The sequence below is a fragment of the Anaeromassilibacillus sp. Marseille-P3371 genome, assembly GCF_900169665.1.
GTDB lineage: Bacteria > Bacillota > Clostridia > Oscillospirales > Acutalibacteraceae > Anaeromassilibacillus.
Map to the genome: position 1 here is coordinate 1098162 of NZ_LT835157.1, position 15698 is coordinate 1113859.

The 15698-nt window shown below is 47.5% G+C and carries 16 protein-coding genes and 1 pseudogene; 7 read left to right on the top strand and 10 right to left on the bottom strand.

All coding sequences use genetic code 11. The features are described from left to right. From B9Y59_RS16050 to B9Y59_RS03630, 5 genes and pseudogenes are all read right to left on the bottom strand, one after another. Nucleotides 1-198 (bottom strand): annotated as a pseudogene (locus B9Y59_RS16050) (hypothetical protein); the annotation flags it as partial. A 194-nt stretch (nucleotides 199-392) separates the two neighbouring features. Beyond that, nucleotides 393-1550 (bottom strand): FtsW/RodA/SpoVE family cell cycle protein, encoded by a 1158-nt coding sequence (locus B9Y59_RS03615; RefSeq protein WP_054323710.1) that lies wholly within the window; start codon nucleotides 1548-1550, stop codon nucleotides 393-395. 252 nt (nucleotides 1551-1802) lie between these two features. Further along, nucleotides 1803-3854 carry a sensor histidine kinase gene (locus tag B9Y59_RS03620; protein WP_085531836.1) on the bottom strand — a complete coding sequence of 684 codons (2052 nt, stop codon included), beginning with the start codon at nucleotides 3852-3854 and terminating at the stop codon, nucleotides 1803-1805. Continuing rightward, nucleotides 3829-4530, bottom strand: a complete 702-nt coding sequence (locus B9Y59_RS03625; protein ID WP_054323708.1) for a response regulator transcription factor — start codon at nucleotides 4528-4530, stop codon at nucleotides 3829-3831. Before B9Y59_RS03625 ends, B9Y59_RS03620 begins: the two co-directional genes overlap by 26 nt. A 123-nt stretch (nucleotides 4531-4653) precedes the next feature. After that, nucleotides 4654-5274 (bottom strand): stage II sporulation protein M, encoded by a 621-nt coding sequence (locus tag B9Y59_RS03630; RefSeq protein ID WP_085531838.1) that lies wholly within the window; start codon nucleotides 5272-5274, stop codon nucleotides 4654-4656. A gap of 1028 nt (nucleotides 5275-6302) precedes the next feature. Here B9Y59_RS03630 and B9Y59_RS03635 point away from each other — a divergent pair. From B9Y59_RS03635 to B9Y59_RS16135, 7 genes are all read left to right on the top strand, one after another. Beyond that, a complete protein-coding gene (locus B9Y59_RS03635) occupies nucleotides 6303-7970 on the top strand; it encodes a formate--tetrahydrofolate ligase (RefSeq protein ID WP_085531840.1) in 1668 nt (555 codons plus the stop codon). 10 nt (nucleotides 7971-7980) lie between these two features. After that, nucleotides 7981-8418: a tRNA (adenosine(37)-N6)-threonylcarbamoyltransferase complex ATPase subunit type 1 TsaE gene (tsaE, locus tag B9Y59_RS03640; RefSeq protein ID WP_143255225.1), complete on the top strand. Its 438-nt coding sequence runs from the start codon at nucleotides 7981-7983 to the stop codon at nucleotides 8416-8418. Further along, nucleotides 8415-9128, top strand: a complete 714-nt coding sequence (tsaB, locus tag B9Y59_RS03645) for a tRNA (adenosine(37)-N6)-threonylcarbamoyltransferase complex dimerization subunit type 1 TsaB (protein ID WP_085531842.1) — start codon at nucleotides 8415-8417, stop codon at nucleotides 9126-9128. Before tsaE ends, tsaB begins: the two co-directional genes overlap by 4 nt. A gap of 17 nt (nucleotides 9129-9145) precedes the next feature. Then, nucleotides 9146-10573 (top strand): transglutaminase domain-containing protein, encoded by a 1428-nt coding sequence (locus B9Y59_RS03650; protein WP_082402144.1) that lies wholly within the window; start codon nucleotides 9146-9148, stop codon nucleotides 10571-10573. A 24-nt stretch (nucleotides 10574-10597) separates the two neighbouring features. Continuing rightward, nucleotides 10598-11041 carry a ribose 5-phosphate isomerase B gene (gene rpiB / locus B9Y59_RS03655; protein WP_085531844.1) on the top strand — a complete coding sequence of 148 codons (444 nt, stop codon included), beginning with the start codon at nucleotides 10598-10600 and terminating at the stop codon, nucleotides 11039-11041. 86 nt (nucleotides 11042-11127) lie between these two features. Then, nucleotides 11128-11760: a uracil phosphoribosyltransferase gene (gene upp / locus B9Y59_RS03660; protein ID WP_054323702.1), complete on the top strand. Its 633-nt coding sequence runs from the start codon at nucleotides 11128-11130 to the stop codon at nucleotides 11758-11760. 344 nt (nucleotides 11761-12104) lie between these two features. Continuing rightward, complete coding sequence (locus B9Y59_RS16135) at nucleotides 12105-12305, top strand: hypothetical protein (protein WP_242967241.1); 201 nt, start codon at nucleotides 12105-12107, stop codon at nucleotides 12303-12305. Nucleotides 12306-12379: 74 nt separating this feature from the next. Here the strand turns inward: B9Y59_RS16135 and B9Y59_RS03670 are convergent, their stop codons facing one another. From B9Y59_RS03670 to B9Y59_RS03690, 5 genes are all read right to left on the bottom strand, one after another. After that, complete coding sequence (locus tag B9Y59_RS03670; RefSeq protein WP_085531846.1) at nucleotides 12380-12799, bottom strand: winged helix-turn-helix domain-containing protein; 420 nt, start codon at nucleotides 12797-12799, stop codon at nucleotides 12380-12382. Nucleotides 12800-12872: 73 nt separating this feature from the next. After that, a complete protein-coding gene (locus B9Y59_RS03675; protein WP_143255226.1) occupies nucleotides 12873-13763 on the bottom strand; it encodes an SIR2 family NAD-dependent protein deacylase in 891 nt (296 codons plus the stop codon). Beyond that, complete coding sequence (locus B9Y59_RS03680) at nucleotides 13735-14508, bottom strand: protein-ADP-ribose hydrolase (protein ID WP_085531851.1); 774 nt, start codon at nucleotides 14506-14508, stop codon at nucleotides 13735-13737. The genes B9Y59_RS03675 and B9Y59_RS03680 overlap by 29 nt, the downstream gene beginning before the upstream one ends. A 5-nt stretch (nucleotides 14509-14513) precedes the next feature. Further along, nucleotides 14514-15134, bottom strand: a complete 621-nt coding sequence (locus B9Y59_RS03685) for a 4Fe-4S binding protein (RefSeq protein WP_085531853.1) — start codon at nucleotides 15132-15134, stop codon at nucleotides 14514-14516. A gap of 10 nt (nucleotides 15135-15144) precedes the next feature. After that, nucleotides 15145-15698: ECF transporter S component (locus tag B9Y59_RS03690; RefSeq protein WP_085531855.1), on the bottom strand; the 554-nt coding region annotated here is incomplete at its 5' end.

Below are 15698 nucleotides of genomic sequence, written 5' to 3' on the forward strand. Positions count from 1 at the left end.
AAGCCGTTCCAGTTCGCTCTTTTCGTTCTGCCGAGGTGGTTGCCCGTCTTTGCGCGGACGCCCCTTTGGGCGTGGCGCAATTCCGAATGACGTACGTTTTACCTCTTTGTTGTATCGATGAACCCCGTTCTTAATTTGAACTTTATCAAGGCCGAAATAGTCCGCTATTTCTTGTCTGGATTTCCTTGCTTCGCGCATTGCGTTGATCTCTGCCCCGAGAATTTTGATGTTTGTCCATTTCTTTTTTGATATGATAATACCCCCTGATGTAGTACTTTCATTTTCCTACATCAGGGGGCTTTTTGTCTATTCTCCGTTTTTACGGGACCTGTTCAAAAGCTGGCCAGGGTTCTGTTTTTATATAAGTTATGGAACAAAGCTGATGGAAAGGATCACATGTGTATTTTGACAATATCCATATTGATCTTGTGCATGGCAACACACTGTACGAGTCCAAAACCAAAATAGAGACAAGCGGCAGAAGAACCACCGGCACTGAAAAAGGGAAGGGTGACACCCATCACAGGAAACAGATTGAGACACATGCCAAGATTAAAAGCCATTTGGGAAGCAATCATCCCGAAAAAGCCAAAACAAATGCAACTTCCGAGCGGTTCTGTTGCATGACGTGCAATATAAATAGTGCGCACCAATAGAAGGAAAAGAAGCAAAATAATCAGCATGCAGCCGATAAAACCGAGCTGTTCGCCTGCGACAGAAAAGATGTAGTCGCTTTGTTGAACCGGCACGCTGCCCTTTTGGACGCGAGAGTCCGGAGAAAAAAGTCCACGCCCCCACAGCTGGCCGCTTCCTATAGAGATTTTCCCTTGTAATTGCTGCAATCCTTTGCCTGTAGGGTCGCTCTCTGGATGTAAAAAGATCGTGAAACGGTCTTTTTGATAATCGTCCAAAAGATATTTCCACACCAAGGGAAAAGCTGCTCCAATTGCAGCGAACAGCCCGACAAAGTAACGAAGCTGTACGCCGGCACCAAAACTCATAGCGAGGAACATGCAGAAGAAAATTGCAGCAGATCCGGCGTCTCCCTGTAGCTGAAACATTACAGCAACGGGGATTAGAGCATGAACACCCAAAAGGACGACCTGGAGAGGACGTTCCAATAATCCACGTTCTTTTAAGACAGAGAGATGTTTTGAAAACGTGAGAATAAAGCCGATCTTAACCAGCTCGGATGGCTGGAAAGTCCCTAACCCGGGGATGCTGATCCAAGCGCGTGCATTGATACCACCGGAATTTTGCACGGCAATGCCAAAAAAGTGGGTATATATCAACAAGAAGATGCAAAATCCTGCAATGAGATACCAAAGATTGGACATATCCCGGTAATCGATTAAAGTGATGAGCCAGGCGCCAAGGTATCCGATTGCAATGGCCATCAATTGAGTAGCAAAGTAAGAGCGCCTTCCGGCTGGAGAAGGTACGGTCTTTAAAAGCAACAGACTATAGGCGGAGATTGCAATCATGACCAGCCAAAGGAACTTGTCCGCCCTCTTAAAATAATCTAAAAAGGATTTTCCCAATCGTTCCATGTGTGTACCCCTTATATTTTACAGCCCACTTCCCGAAACAGAGGTGAGCATCAAAAATCCTAGATATAAAGAAATCGCGGCACGGCCGCGAATCCTACGAAACAATTGCCAACTTCAAGATGCTGTGCGTCTATTATAGCATAGCAATTTTGAATCCACAATAAACAAATCGTTACAGAAAAACAGAAAGATTGAAAAACAAAAATTGGCACGGAGCCCAATACTTAGGCTCCGGCCAATATATTTGAGCAATTATGAAAGGGGGAACTGGACACGGGCAGTGAAGAGATCCGCATCGATCTGAACAGAGAATTCGCCACCACAAGCTTCTGTAAAACTTTTGGCAATGGAAAGGCCAAGTCCACTTCCAACCGTTGAACGTGCAGAATCTCCACGAACAAAACGTTCGGTAATATCTACCGTTGGATCGAGCTCATATCGAGAGATATTCTTCAACGTGACACAAGCAGCACCCGTTTCTTCTGTCAATGTGACAAAGACGCGCGTCCCTTCAAGCGAATAGCGCAAAGCATTGGTAACCAAGTTTTGAAATACCCGATAAAGCCGTCTGCCATCCGCTGTAATGGTAACCGGTTGTTCTGGAATATCCACACGGAAGAGAAGTTGAGAAGAGACAATTGCTTCGTCCATATCGGCGAGTGTTTGGCGAACCAGTTTTCCGAGATCGAGAGGTTCCATCTGGAGGTCCATATTTCCACTGGCCGCTTTACTGACATCAAAAATATCCTGAATCATATTTTTCAATCGTAGGGATTTCTCATCCAAAATCTTGATGTAATCCTTCACATGGTCAGGAAGGCCATCCTCCTGCTCGAGAAGGTCCACATAACTGATGATAGAGGTGAGCGGCGTCTTGATGTCGTGGGACACATTGGTAATGAGTTCCACCTTCATTCGCTCGCTTTTGACTCGCTCTTCCACAGCTGTGCTAATGCCTTGTTCAATGTCATTTAGGGAATGTGCAGCTTCCCGCAGATCGGAATCCTGCGGCAATAAAAGAGGCGCTGTATTTCCGCCCTGCTGTACGGCCGTGATTTGTGTGGTCAGACGTCCTAAATCCTGAGCAAGCTGCCGGTGTTGCTTGCCATAGCGATAGGCGAAATATACCATTAATGCGATGGTGATCGGAGCCAGTAGACCGACCGTAATGATACTGAGAAAGAGTCCAATGCCAAAGGTAACCGCTTCACATTTCATAAAGTCGTCCCAACGTTCCAGTAGACGACGCTCTAAAGGGAGTTTCTGTTCAAGTTCGCTACGATGCTTGGCATGGCGGTGCAACATGGTATTGATGACATTATGCCGCCAACTCCCACGATTATAGCGCAAATCGACTGCAATCACGTAGTATCCAGGTAACGATAAAAGGAAAAAGATCACATTCGAAGGGATGCTGCTGCTGGTAAATCCTGTGGTTAGTATAATGACCAGAATCACAAAGACGAATTTCCATTCAAAATACATTTTAGCCGTTCTTGCGGCGATCCGGCGGCTCAACTCCCGCCGTTCCTTTCTCCAAAGGAACGCAAACACCAATAGAATGACGGAGAGGATGACAATACAACCCCAGACCCGGAGGAACAAAAGCGTTTCTGCACCTCGCTGCGTAATATCATAGAGTGCACTATATCCATTTACCGGTTCGACAGGGACTTTCCGTGCCACTAAACAGACACGCAGGTCTTCATACGCAGAATTAGATGCCATGTTTTCATAACCCGGTACATTCCACATCCCTGCGTTACTGCGGTAAAAACCGTCCCCATAGACGTCGATTGTTTTCCCATCTTTTTCGATAGAAACGGTTTTCCCATCAAAGATCAGGCGAAAATTGTATCCATCGGGGAGAGTGCCTCGATAAAGGTTTCTGTGCTCCGTATCGTTGGTGTACATGTCCGTATCCGAAGAAGTTCCCGCCTGATATAGAAGGTTTCTTGCTGTATCGTTATCCAATCCAAATGAATTGTTATCCTCAGAAAGGTAATAGATGTAGTCTTCGTAGGGGCTAGCAAGGTCGTCTCCTTCCCAAACGGCCCCTGTAGAAGTACTTGAATAGGCGTTCATCGAACGCAAAATATAATTGAGGGTCCGAGAGAGCTCGGAACGGAATGCATTGGTTTCCTGATAATCTTCTTGATACAAGTCGTCGATGTACTGCATGGCATAATCGTAATTAACCAGAAATGATATGCCAAAAATGGCGGTGGCGATTAAAATGCCTATGCTGAGGAAAAAGCTGACAAGGCTGACAATTGCTTTACTTTTTTTCAATTTTGTATCCAATTCCCCATACCACCTTTAGATATTCGGGCTCCTTTGGGTTGAGTTCGATTTTTTCACGAATGCGGCGAATATGAACCATCACCGTATTCTCAGCGGAGAATGCAGGTTCATTCCAAACCCGACGATAGATTTCTTCTGCTGGAAAAATACGGCCGATGTTCCGCATCAAAAGATCGATGATCTTTGTCTCCGTTGCAGTTAATTTGACTGGTTCTCCATCTGCGGCCAAGCTATGCTCCTCGGTATTATAGCTTAAACGGCCATTTACAATCATATGATTTCCTTGCTGTGCATGAATGTCACCTAAGCTGGTATACCGGCGCAGCTGGGAACGCACGCGCGCCACCAATTCCATAGGATTGAAAGGTTTTGTTACGTAATCATCTGCTCCCATGGAGAGGCCTAGGATTTTGTCGGTGTCTTCACTTTTGGCCGAGAGCACAATGATTGGAAGATTACGCTTCTCGCGAATTTTCATAATGGCGGATAAGCCATCCATTTTTGGCATCATCACATCGATGATGATCAGACCGACTTGTTGGCTCATCACGGTATCCAATGCTTCCAGGCCATTGTAGGCACACAAAACGGAATATCCTTCTCTTTCCAAATGAATTGCAATCGATCGAACGATCTCATGATCGTCGTCCACCACCAGAATACTACCTTCGTTCATAGTCTCAAATCCTTTTTACCCAAAGTTTTGTCCGTATTTTTATGATAGGAGAAACTCCTTACAAAAAACCAAATTGATTTCTTAAGGAAATCTTAAAAGATGATCGAGATATTGGGATACTTGCTAAGCCCCGAAGCATATCTGCATCAACGCAGGGGTCACATAGGTTTCAATGACAGCGGCCACGAAAAGAAGAGGAAGAACGATCAGCACATAAAAACGTGCTGACTGATTAAGCGCTTGGAAAAAAGAGCGTTCCCGCTGTCCACAAATTTTGGCCGTGAGCACCCAACACAAATACAGACCAAGAGCAAACGACACCAGTAGAGCGGGAAGTTCTAAAATTCCATGTGGTAGAATCCCAACGAAGAATACTTCGAGGCCGATCCCATACGTTTGATAAAGGGCACCCATCGCTCCGAGTACCAGTGCATTTGCAAGGACTGGCAACACTGTCAGAAAGAAAAAGGGAATGCCACCCAGAATCGTTGAAGTGGCAGACGCAGTGACATTGTTAAAAAACAGGTGAAAAAATGAGATGCCACCTTCCTCAAAGAGACCTTTTTCCTCAAATCCAGTAACAATCTGCTGGATGAATTCGTGTAAAATATCTGGATAAGTAGCTAAAGCAATGCCGGACAGAACACTCAACCCAACAAATGAAATACAGAGGACGAGAAACAGTTTGCATAGTTTTTCACGAAAGAAACATCCAGCTTTTCGATATTGTTCCAGAATCCACATATTAAAACCCCTTTTCCGGTTTATTGATTGTTTGACAAAGGACGATGTAGCTCTTTTTATGAAATAAAGAACCACGTTTCCTGTTTAGCCGCTTTAGGCCAAATTGTTCAAGGAGGTAAGCTCTGGCGAAACCGGCTTCCGGTTACGCGTGAGGTTATCTAAAACATCCAAGCTTGAAGAAAGGAAAGGTACTAATAGAAAATTTGCGAAATCACAAAGCCGGATGTTTCAATGCTCTCTCAGCCGTCGGAAGAGGGCGAGCTCTGGCGAAGCCGGCTTCCGGTTACGGAGTGAGGCTATCTAAAACATCCGAGTTTGAAGAAAGGAAAGGTACTAATAGAAAATTTGCGAAATCACAAAGCCGGATGTTTCAATGCTCACTCAGCCGTCGGAAGGAGGCGAGCTTTAGCGGAACCGGCTCTGGTCACGGCGTGAGATTATCTAAAACATCCAAGCTTGAAGAATGGAAAGGCACTAATAGAAAATTTACGAAATCACAAAGCCGGATGTTTCAATGCTCTCTCAGCCGTCGGAAGGAGGCGAGCTTTAGCGGAACCGGCTCTGGTCACGGCGTGAGATTATCTAAAACATCCAAGCTTGAAGAATGGAAAGGCACTAATAGAAAATTTGCAAAATCACAAAGCCGGATGTTTCAATGTTCTCTCAGCCGTCGGAAGGAGGCGAGCTTTAGCGGAACCGGCTCTGGTCACGGCGTGAGGTTATCTAAAACATCCAAGCTTGAAGAATGGAAAGGCACTAATAGAAAATTTGCAAAATCACAAAGCCGGATGTTTCAATGTTCTCTCAGCCGTCGGAAGGAGGCGAGCTCTGGCGAAGCCGGCTTCCGGTTACGGCGTGAGGTTATTATAACACATTCCCTACGATTTCGAAATGGACGACGATCTACAAAACGGATTGGTTTATCCCTTTTCTACTTTGCCCTCTTGTGGTATAATTTTGATAATTCTATGATTTGGAGCGCGGTTGGCCGGAAGAGATACCGCGCCGTTTTGAAAAGGAGAATGGGAATGCTGACGGATATCGAGATTGCCCAGCAGACAGAGATGAGACCCATCGCAGAGATCGCCGCTTCTCTTGGTATTGGCGAAGAGGAGCTGGAGCCTTATGGAAGATATAAGGCAAAATTGAACGATTCTCTGTATAATCGCCTGAAGGATCAGAAGGATGGCAAATTGATCCTGGTGACAGCAATCAATCCAACCCCAGCAGGGGAAGGCAAAACCACTACAACAGCAGGTCTTGGAGAGGCCATGGCGAAAATCGGCAAAAAAGCAATCATCGCCCTGCGAGAACCGTCCCTTGGGCCAGTATTTGGAATAAAGGGTGGAGCAGCAGGTGGCGGCTATGCACAAGTGGTACCGATGGAGGACATCAACCTCCATTTTACAGGTGACATGCACGCTTTGACTTCGGCCAATAATTTGCTTTGTGCTATGCTCGACAATCATTTGCAGCAGGGAAATGTTCTGCGCATTGACCAGCGCCGTATACTCATCAAGCGTTGTCTGGATATGAACGACCGCGCACTGCGAAATGTAGTGGTAGGGCTTGGAGGAAAGCTCAATGGAATTCCGCGTGAGGATGGATTCATCATCACGGTGGCCAGCGAGGTAATGGCAATTCTGTGCTTGGCATCGGATAGCCGTGACCTCAAGGAACGCTTGGGGAAAATTTTAATTGCGTATAATCTGGACGGGGAACCTGTCTATGCAAAAGATTTGAAAGCAGAGGGGGCGATGGCAGCGCTGTTGCGCGAGGCGATCCAACCGAATCTGGTTCAGACGTTGGAAGGAACGCCAGTTATTATGCACGGCGGTCCATTTGCGAATATCGCGCATGGCTGCAATTCTGTACGCGCTACCCGTTTGGCGCTGAAATTGGCGGATTACTGCATCACAGAAGCAGGATTTGGTTCCGACTTGGGTGCAGAGAAATTCTTTGACATAAAATGCCGTTTAGCAGGATTGAAGCCCAACGCAGTAGTGATTGTCGCAACCGCTCGCGCACTGAAATACAATGGCGGAGTTCCAAAGGCAGAGACAGGAAACGAAAATATGGAAGCTTTGAAAAGAGGAATTGTCAACCTGGGAGCACATATCCAGAATATGCGTAAGTATGGCATCCCTGTGGTGGTGGCAATCAATCGCTTTGGAACGGATACGGATGCCGAGCTTTCGTATATTGAACAGTATTGTAAAGAAAACGGTGCGGAATTCGCACTCAGCGAGGTATTTGCCAAAGGCGGAGAGGGCGGCATGGATTTAGCCCGCAAGGTGTGTATGGCTGCAGAACAGCCCTCTGCATTTCAGCCGGTCTATGCAAGCGATTTGCCTGTGCGCGAAAAGATCGCGGTCATTGCGAAGGAAATCTACGGTGCGGATGGCGTGACCTATACCGCGCAGGCAGAGAAGGCGCTCAAAGAAATTGCAGCTCTCGGCGGCGATTCGATGCCGGTATGCATTGCCAAGACACAGTATTCTCTTTCGGATAATGCAGCCTTGTTGGGACGCCCCACAGGGTTTCAGATTACAATTCGAGACCTGCGGCTTTCCAATGGCGCAGGATTTGTAGTGGCCTACGCGGGAGACATCATGACTATGCCTGGTTTGCCGAAAGAACCGGCGGCAGAACGAATTGATGTGGACGCTTGCGGAAAAATATCTGGCTTGTTCTGAGGTGAGAAATTTGACCTACGTAACCCATTCTCCGAGGGAAACAGAAGTGTTGGGAGAAAAAATCGCTCAGCAACTTTCTGGAGGAGAAGTACTGGCGCTGTTTGGCGGCATGGGAATGGGAAAGACTGCCTTTACACGGGGGCTGGCGCGAGGACTCGGTGTGGAGGACGGTGTTTCCAGCCCTACCTTCGCGTTGGTTCATGAATATCATGGGCTTATGCCCATCTTTCACTTTGACATGTTCCGTGTGGATGGTTGGGATGATCTCTATTCCACGGGCTTCTTTGATTATCTAAATTGTGGCGGCGTGTTGGTGATTGAGTGGAGTGAGAATATTGAAAATGCTTTACCCGAGAACGCTGTGCGTATAGAAATTTCACGCGGCGCGACAGAGGACGAGCGGATTTTCCAGATCGATGGATTGAACATGGAGGGGATGATTCTTTGAGAATCCTTGCAATAGACTCTTCAGCCGGTGCTGCATCTGCCGCTATTTGGGAGGACGGCAAACGGTTGGGGGAATTTTTTACCAATACGCGTTTGACCCATAGTCAGACTTTGATGCCAATGATTGGTGGGGTGTTAGATTGTGCCCGTATACCGTTGGATAGCATCGATTTGTTTGCTGTTTCAGCTGGACCAGGGTCGTTTACTGGCGTACGAATTGGCGTAGCAAGTGTTAAGGGGCTTGCAATGGCCCAGAGAAAGCCCTGTGTGGGTGTTTCCACGTTGGAAGCCATGGCGCACAATTTAGCGCATATGGATGGCTGGATCTGTGCGGTGATGGATGCCCGCTGTGGGCAGGTATATAATGCTTTATTCCGGGCACAAGAGGGAACCATCACGCGGATAACGGAGGACCGTGCACTTGCCATCGTGGATCTTGTAGCAGAACTGGAACAGTTGGAGAGACAAAAATCATTGTTTTTAGTTGGTGATGGCGCAAAATTGTGCTATAATAATGAACGATTACGAGTTCTTGGCGCTCAATTACCGCCAGAGTCCCTTTTGTACCAAACCGCTTGGGGGGTTGCGGAGGTTGCAGAGGGGTTATATAAAAGAGGAGAGACCCTGACTGCTGCGGCTTTAGCCCCGGTCTACCTGCGTATGCCGCAGGCGGAACGAGAACTGAAAAAACGGCAGGCTGCTCAAATGTAGCCGGAAAGGGAATCAAGATGAAGAGGAAACGACTTGTCAGCACACTTTTAGCTGTGCTTCTGCTGACGTCCAGTTGGGGGCCTTCTGCTTTTGCAGCAGAGGTTGGGTCGAATGCTGCCGCGGTTTCGACTGTCCAACAGGAGCCGGAAAGCAACTTGGAGCAGGCCAAGGAGGCTATTCATAAAGGTTTAACCAACATGAGTGAGAGCATCCAATTGGTCCAGTACCAGATCACAGAACAGCAGTTTTCCAACTTGTATGATGCCATTTTGCGTGAGGACCCGTGGTTATTTTATGTGGAAGGCTGTACGTACCACGCCAACAAGAATGGAATCGTTGTGGATATGATTCCACGAAATACGTACGATAAAGCGACCGTACAAAGTATGCGGGAGGAATTAACACAGTCCATGCAGGCGGCGCTTTCGTGTATTGATCCCACTATGACGGCAACAGAAAAGGTTGTACAGATTCATAATTATTTGGCGCTGACCTGCGCTTACGATTACGAAAATTATCAACAGGACACGATTCCAAGGGATTCCTATACTGCATATGGTGCATTGGTAAAACGTAAAGCCGTTTGCCAAGGATACTCATTGGCATTTGAGTTGCTGATGCAACAGCTGGGAATTCCGTGCGCAATTGTAGAAAGCGATACGATGAACCACGCCTGGAATGCAGTCCAGCTGGACGGTGCTTGGTATCATGTGGACGTTACATGGGATGACAGCGCACCGGATCGGCCGGGGCAATATTCAGCCGACATGTTATTGACCAGCGACATGAAGGCGGGAAACAGCAAAAATCAGCATAAAAACTGGAAGCACCTTCCATCGCCCGCCTATAGCACCATTTTGGACAATATGGATTGGAAGCAGTTCATTTCACAAATGGAGACGAAGTATCGTTCGAATACAACCTTAACGGTGGATACCACTGCTTATACATGTCGAAAGGGTTCCACGTATGTTTTTAAGGCACAGGCGTCTCCAAACCAAGTAGTGGTTGCGCGTGCTGCGGACAGTAAGATTGCAGAGGTCGAATTATTGCGGGCAGATACGGATGGTTCGTATTATTTCCAGCTGGAAGGTCTCCAGGAGGGAAGCACGGATATTGAGATCATCACCGAAAGTGGAACGTCTAAAAAATTCCCATTGACAGTCAAAGGCGAGCTTTATCAGAGCGATACAAGTGGACAGCTGACTTTACACCCGGGACAGACCTATTACTTTAAGTTGACTTATAATGGGGGAGGTTCCTTGATCTTGCCCCATGTTCGTACAGGAAACGGAGCTGTGGGCGTTCAATTGGCAAAAACATCCGGTAATTATGCTATTTATGCAGTAACGGCCGCAGCAAATGCGACGGGGACCCAGACTTATGTCTATGCAACCCCGGATGGGGGCGTGCCAGTGCCGCAGTTTTCTGTTAAAGTGGCCTGATGGAATATAGAAAGAAGGAATTGCATGATTTTGTTAGGAGCCGATCACGGCGGCGTCGGTTTGAAGGACGCAATCAAAAAATATTTGGAACAGAATGCTATTGCATGTAAAGACTTTGGAACGTTTGACACGGAATCGATTGATTATGTGCCCATCGCTTCAAAAGTGGCGCATGGAGTGGTGAAGGGCGAAGGAGAATATGGAATTTTATGTTGTGGCACAGGAATTGGGATGAGTATTGCTGCAAATAAGGTGGATGGAATCCGTGCAGCGGTATGTTCTGATTCTTATTGTGTGGAGATGACCCGTCGCCATAACAACGCGAATGTTCTCTGCATGGGAGGACGTGTGATCGACGAACAGAAAGCGGTCGAATTGGTCAAAGTCTTTTTATCAACAGAGTTTGAAGGTGGGCGCCACCAGAGACGGGTGGATCAGATTGCTGCAATGGAACGCGGAGAGCTATAAAGAAACATAGGGAAAATACAGTGCCGCCTGCGCTGTGATTCGATTGGGACGTTATTCATCACTGAATATAAAATGGGGGAAAACAAATGGAAAATCAGGTTTTTGTCATGGACCATCCGTTGATTCAACACAAGCTCACATACCTGCGTGATAAAAATACGGGCTCGAAGGAGTTTCGTGAGTTAGTGGGCGAAATTGCGATGTTAATGTGCTATGAGGCGACACGCGATCTTCCTCTTCAGGAGGTGCATATCGAGACACCGATGGGAGAGGCGACTACAAAGGTAATTGCAGGCCGCAAATTGGCCTTTGTACCGATTTTGCGCGCGGGTCTTGGCATGGTAGAAGGCGTATTGGAGATGGTTCCAGCAGCAAAGGTCGGGCACATCGGTCTCTATCGCGATCACAAGACTCTTCAGCCAGTGGAGTACTACAGCAAGTTGCCGCAGGACATTACGGAGCGCGATGTAATCGTTTTGGACCCCATGCTTGCGACCGGTGGTTCTGCGATTGACGCCATCAGCATCATTAAGCGTAGCCATCCGAAGAGTATCAAATTTATGTGCATTATTGCGGCGCCAGAAGGGGTAAAAGCTTTGACCGAGGCGCATCCGGACATTCAGATCTATTGTGCTGCTGTAGATGACCATCTAAATGAGATTGGTTACATTGTTCCCGGGTTGGGAGACGCAGGGGACCGCATTTTTGGAACACTTTAAAAAGCTATCGTATGGTTTTTCTGTATACGGTACACGTGAATTAATGATAAAACAAGCGCCGGCAAACATTCGGCCCGTACGGATAAGGATGTTAAGAAAGACTTTTGATAGAGTGTGAGTCAGATTGGTTTCATGGACTTGTGACAAAATCCAAATCAATGGAGGCACACAAAAATGCAAAAGCCGAATCTTAACTTATCCTACCATGAGCAGGATGGGATGTTATTGCCAAACATTTAAAATTCCAGCTGTGCGGAAGATGACCGTCCGCTGGGGCGATATGGGAGGATGGCGCTCGCTTATCTGCGCGACAATTACCCGGATCGCTATATGGCACTAAAAAAATGAATGAATCACTCATGGAAATGATGCACCGGGTTCGAAGAGATGCCGCAGAACAAGTAGAGCGTCTGATCCCATGGATTCTGCTTGACGATCCCATGCCGGTGACAAGCGATATTCTGGAGCGCACGCGCCACTGGAACAGCTTAAAGAGCATGGTTGAAAAGATTGTATTGCAGACGGTTGTATTAACCGCAAGATGACAAAAAAATCCGGGAGAGGATTTTATTCCTCTCCCGGATTTTCTTGTTCTCCCAATGCAGCTCATGGACAATTTTTATACTTTCTCCGGCGGCACAAATTTGTATTCAACCTGAATTATCTTCTTAATGTATATTGGATGCCGTGGATCAGGCTCCAGCTTTTTTCGCAGACGGCAGATTGTGTTTTCTACTGTATTGGAACCGAAATACCGTTTTGAATCCCAAGCCGAGGCATAGAGTTGATCTTTTGTAAATACTCTGCCTGAATGTTTCACAAGGCAATATAGCATGGAATATTCTCCATAGTTCAAATGAATTTCTTTTCCGGCTTTTAGCACACGCCGAAATGCCGGATAAAGTTCGACATCGCCAAAGGATGGTATGGAAGAGGATACTTCTACAGTTTGGACTGATTTATCGTGCAATGCGGCCATAATCGTCTGAAAAATAGTGCCGTCCGAATCAACTGCCCGTACCACAATGATTTCTTCCATACACGCACCTCACCAATCATCTGCAAGCATGTCGCCCACACAATCTCCAATGATATTCGCCCAAAAATCTTTTTTAGGTGTGAAATACCTGGCTTTTAGCGGCTGCATTGGGTTTAAGGCACAGTTCACACAAAAGTTTTCCAATATCCCCGTCAATGCAAATCGCCCGCTTCTGGATTTCTTTCGGGCAGTATGCTTCTGACAGGTTGACGCAAGCGTAAACCGCCTTGGGATTTTGATAGGTCATCCTCCAAAATGGATATTTGATAATGGCCGGTGTATTGCCGCCTACGCCCAGTTCCAGAAAGAGAATATGTTGCTCCTCGTGACGGCGCAGAAAATCCGTATAACGCTGGGCGGCGGCGTGCCAGCCCTCGTCCTCCACAAAGGTATCGTCCGCCCGCAGGTTCATGGACATAGGTGTACCACAACGGGGACAGTGCGGCACCAATTCACTGGGAATTTTCATATCCTTTTGTTCAGCCATCATTCTTCTAACAACAGCTTCGTTGTCATAGGTCTTTTGGTGGCAGGGCTTGGAACACTGCCAAAGGCCATAGTCGCCCTGGGTGTAGAACAGACGGTGTTTATCAAACCCGGCCTTCTGAAAACAGTGATCTACATTGGTGGTCAGAACAAAATACTCTTTGCCCTGCACTAGCTTCAAGAGGTCATGGTAAACCGGCTTTGGGGCATCCAGATACCGGTTGATGTAGATATACCGACTCCAATATGCCCAGTGTTCTTCCAGACCGTCAAAGGGATAGAAGCCGCCGGAATACATATCATGGAAGCCGTATTTCTCAATAAAATCCCCGAAATACTGGCGGAAGCGTTCGCCGGTATAGGTGAACCCGGCGGAAGCGGAAAGCCCGGAACCGGCTCCGATCACCACTGCGTCCGCCGTGTCCAGTTCCTCTTTGAGCCGCGTAATATTATCGCAGCAGTCGGTTGTAGATTTCATAGTCGTTATCCTTGAAAACATTGAAAATCACCTCGATTTTATCAGGATTTTTCTGCTGCCATTCCCTGACTGTCCTTATGGCGAGCTGTGCGGCCAGGTCAGCCGGGAAATGAAACTCGCCAGTGGAGATACAGCAGAAGGCTACGCTATGTAGGCCTTTTTCCGCCGCCAGATCCAAACAGGTGCGGTAGCAGCTTGCCAATAGTTCCCGGTCATTTTTTGTTACGACTCCATAGATGATTGGGCCAACGGTGTGCAGTACATAGCGGCATGGCAGGCTATACGCTTTCGTGATTTTTGCCCTGCCGGCGGGTTCTTCTTTCTTCTGCCCCGCCATGACACGGGCACATTCCAGACGAAGCTGTACCCCCGCATAGGTGTGAATGGCGTTGTCGATGCAGCCGTGACAGGGGACGAAGCAGCCCAGCAGCCGGCTATTTGCCGCATTCACAATAGCATCAGCGGCAAGGGTAGTAATATCACCCTGCCAGAGATAAAGTCCAGGTTGTACCGGCGCCAGACCGGCCAGCTTTGTAACACCCTTTTCGGCAAGACGCTCCCGCAGGTAAGCGTCTTGTACATTCAGAAAATCCTCACTTGCCGGGATAGGCGGGCGCGCATTCATCAGGCTGCGCAGAAGCCGCCGCTTTTCCGAGAGAGTATCCGGCACATGAATCTCTGTATATTCTTTGCGTTCCGCCAGCAGATAGCGGAGCAGATAATCCAATCTTTCGTCCTGTGTCATCCGTCTTACCTCCGCTCAATCGCCCTTGCGGGGCAGATCTCATAGCAGTTCCCGCAATGCAAACAGTGTTCCTGCCGGATGATGGCGGGCTTTGCCGAAATATCAATGCACTTCTGCGGGCACTTGGAATAGCACAGCTTACAGCCAATACACTTGTCTGTCACAAAGTAGCCGGTTTTCTCTGTCTGCGCACCACCGAAGGAAAAACTGGCGCGTTCAATCGGCTGTTTGGAAAGGTCAAACCATTCTCCCGTCCCTTCGTAAATTCTGAAAACCGTAAGGGCGCTGCGAGAGCGCACATCGGGATAGATTTTTTCCATGTACGGATTTTTTCGGAACAGGGCGGGCAGGCTGTCCGGCCCGGTTTCCTTTGCCTTACCCTGCACCGACACGGCCACACAGGAAAGGGTATCTTCGCCCTTCATGGCGGTAAATGCGATATTTTCATTGGATTTCAAACGGTTATAAAAATTCTTCCCCTTTGCAGTCAGGAAGTAAAGGCCGTTTTCATCGTAGTCCATGATGTCAATGGCGCAGGTGACTGGTCGTCCCTCGCTGTCCGTCGTGGCAAAAACGGTGGAGTGGATTTTCTCCACGATGTATTGCAAATAATCTTTTGTCTGCATAAGGAACCTCCTATTTCTGCCTGCCCTTTAAGGTAGGGGTAAGCCGTTTGTAAAGCGGCATGGTGACAATGCTGATCCCAATTCCTTTCAGCAAATTAAATGGGAATGCATTGAACAGTACAACATCCAATTTGGTCTTGATGAATGGGATAAACTCGCCAAAAGAAGCAATCAGTTGGTCGAGCGGCATAAATACTTCAAATACGGGAAGCAGAATAAAGTAGTTGACAATGGCCGCTCCAACTCCCATAATGATGCTGGCAATCAAGCAGGCAAGCATCGCCGTTTTCTTTGTTTTGTGAAATTTATAGATAAGCCCGGCAGTTACCACAAAACTGCTTCCCATGATAAAATTCGCAAGTTCACCGATTCCACCAGTAGAGGAAGTGAGCAGCTGCAAGGCGTTTTTGACAAATTCAATCAATATGCCCGATACAGGACCGTATGCAAAAGCTCCGATCAGTGCGGGCAAATCCGACAAATCCATACGCGCAAAGGTTGGAGACAGCGGAACAGGAAATTCAAAAAAAGCGAGCACAAAGGCGATGGCAGAAAGTACGGCGG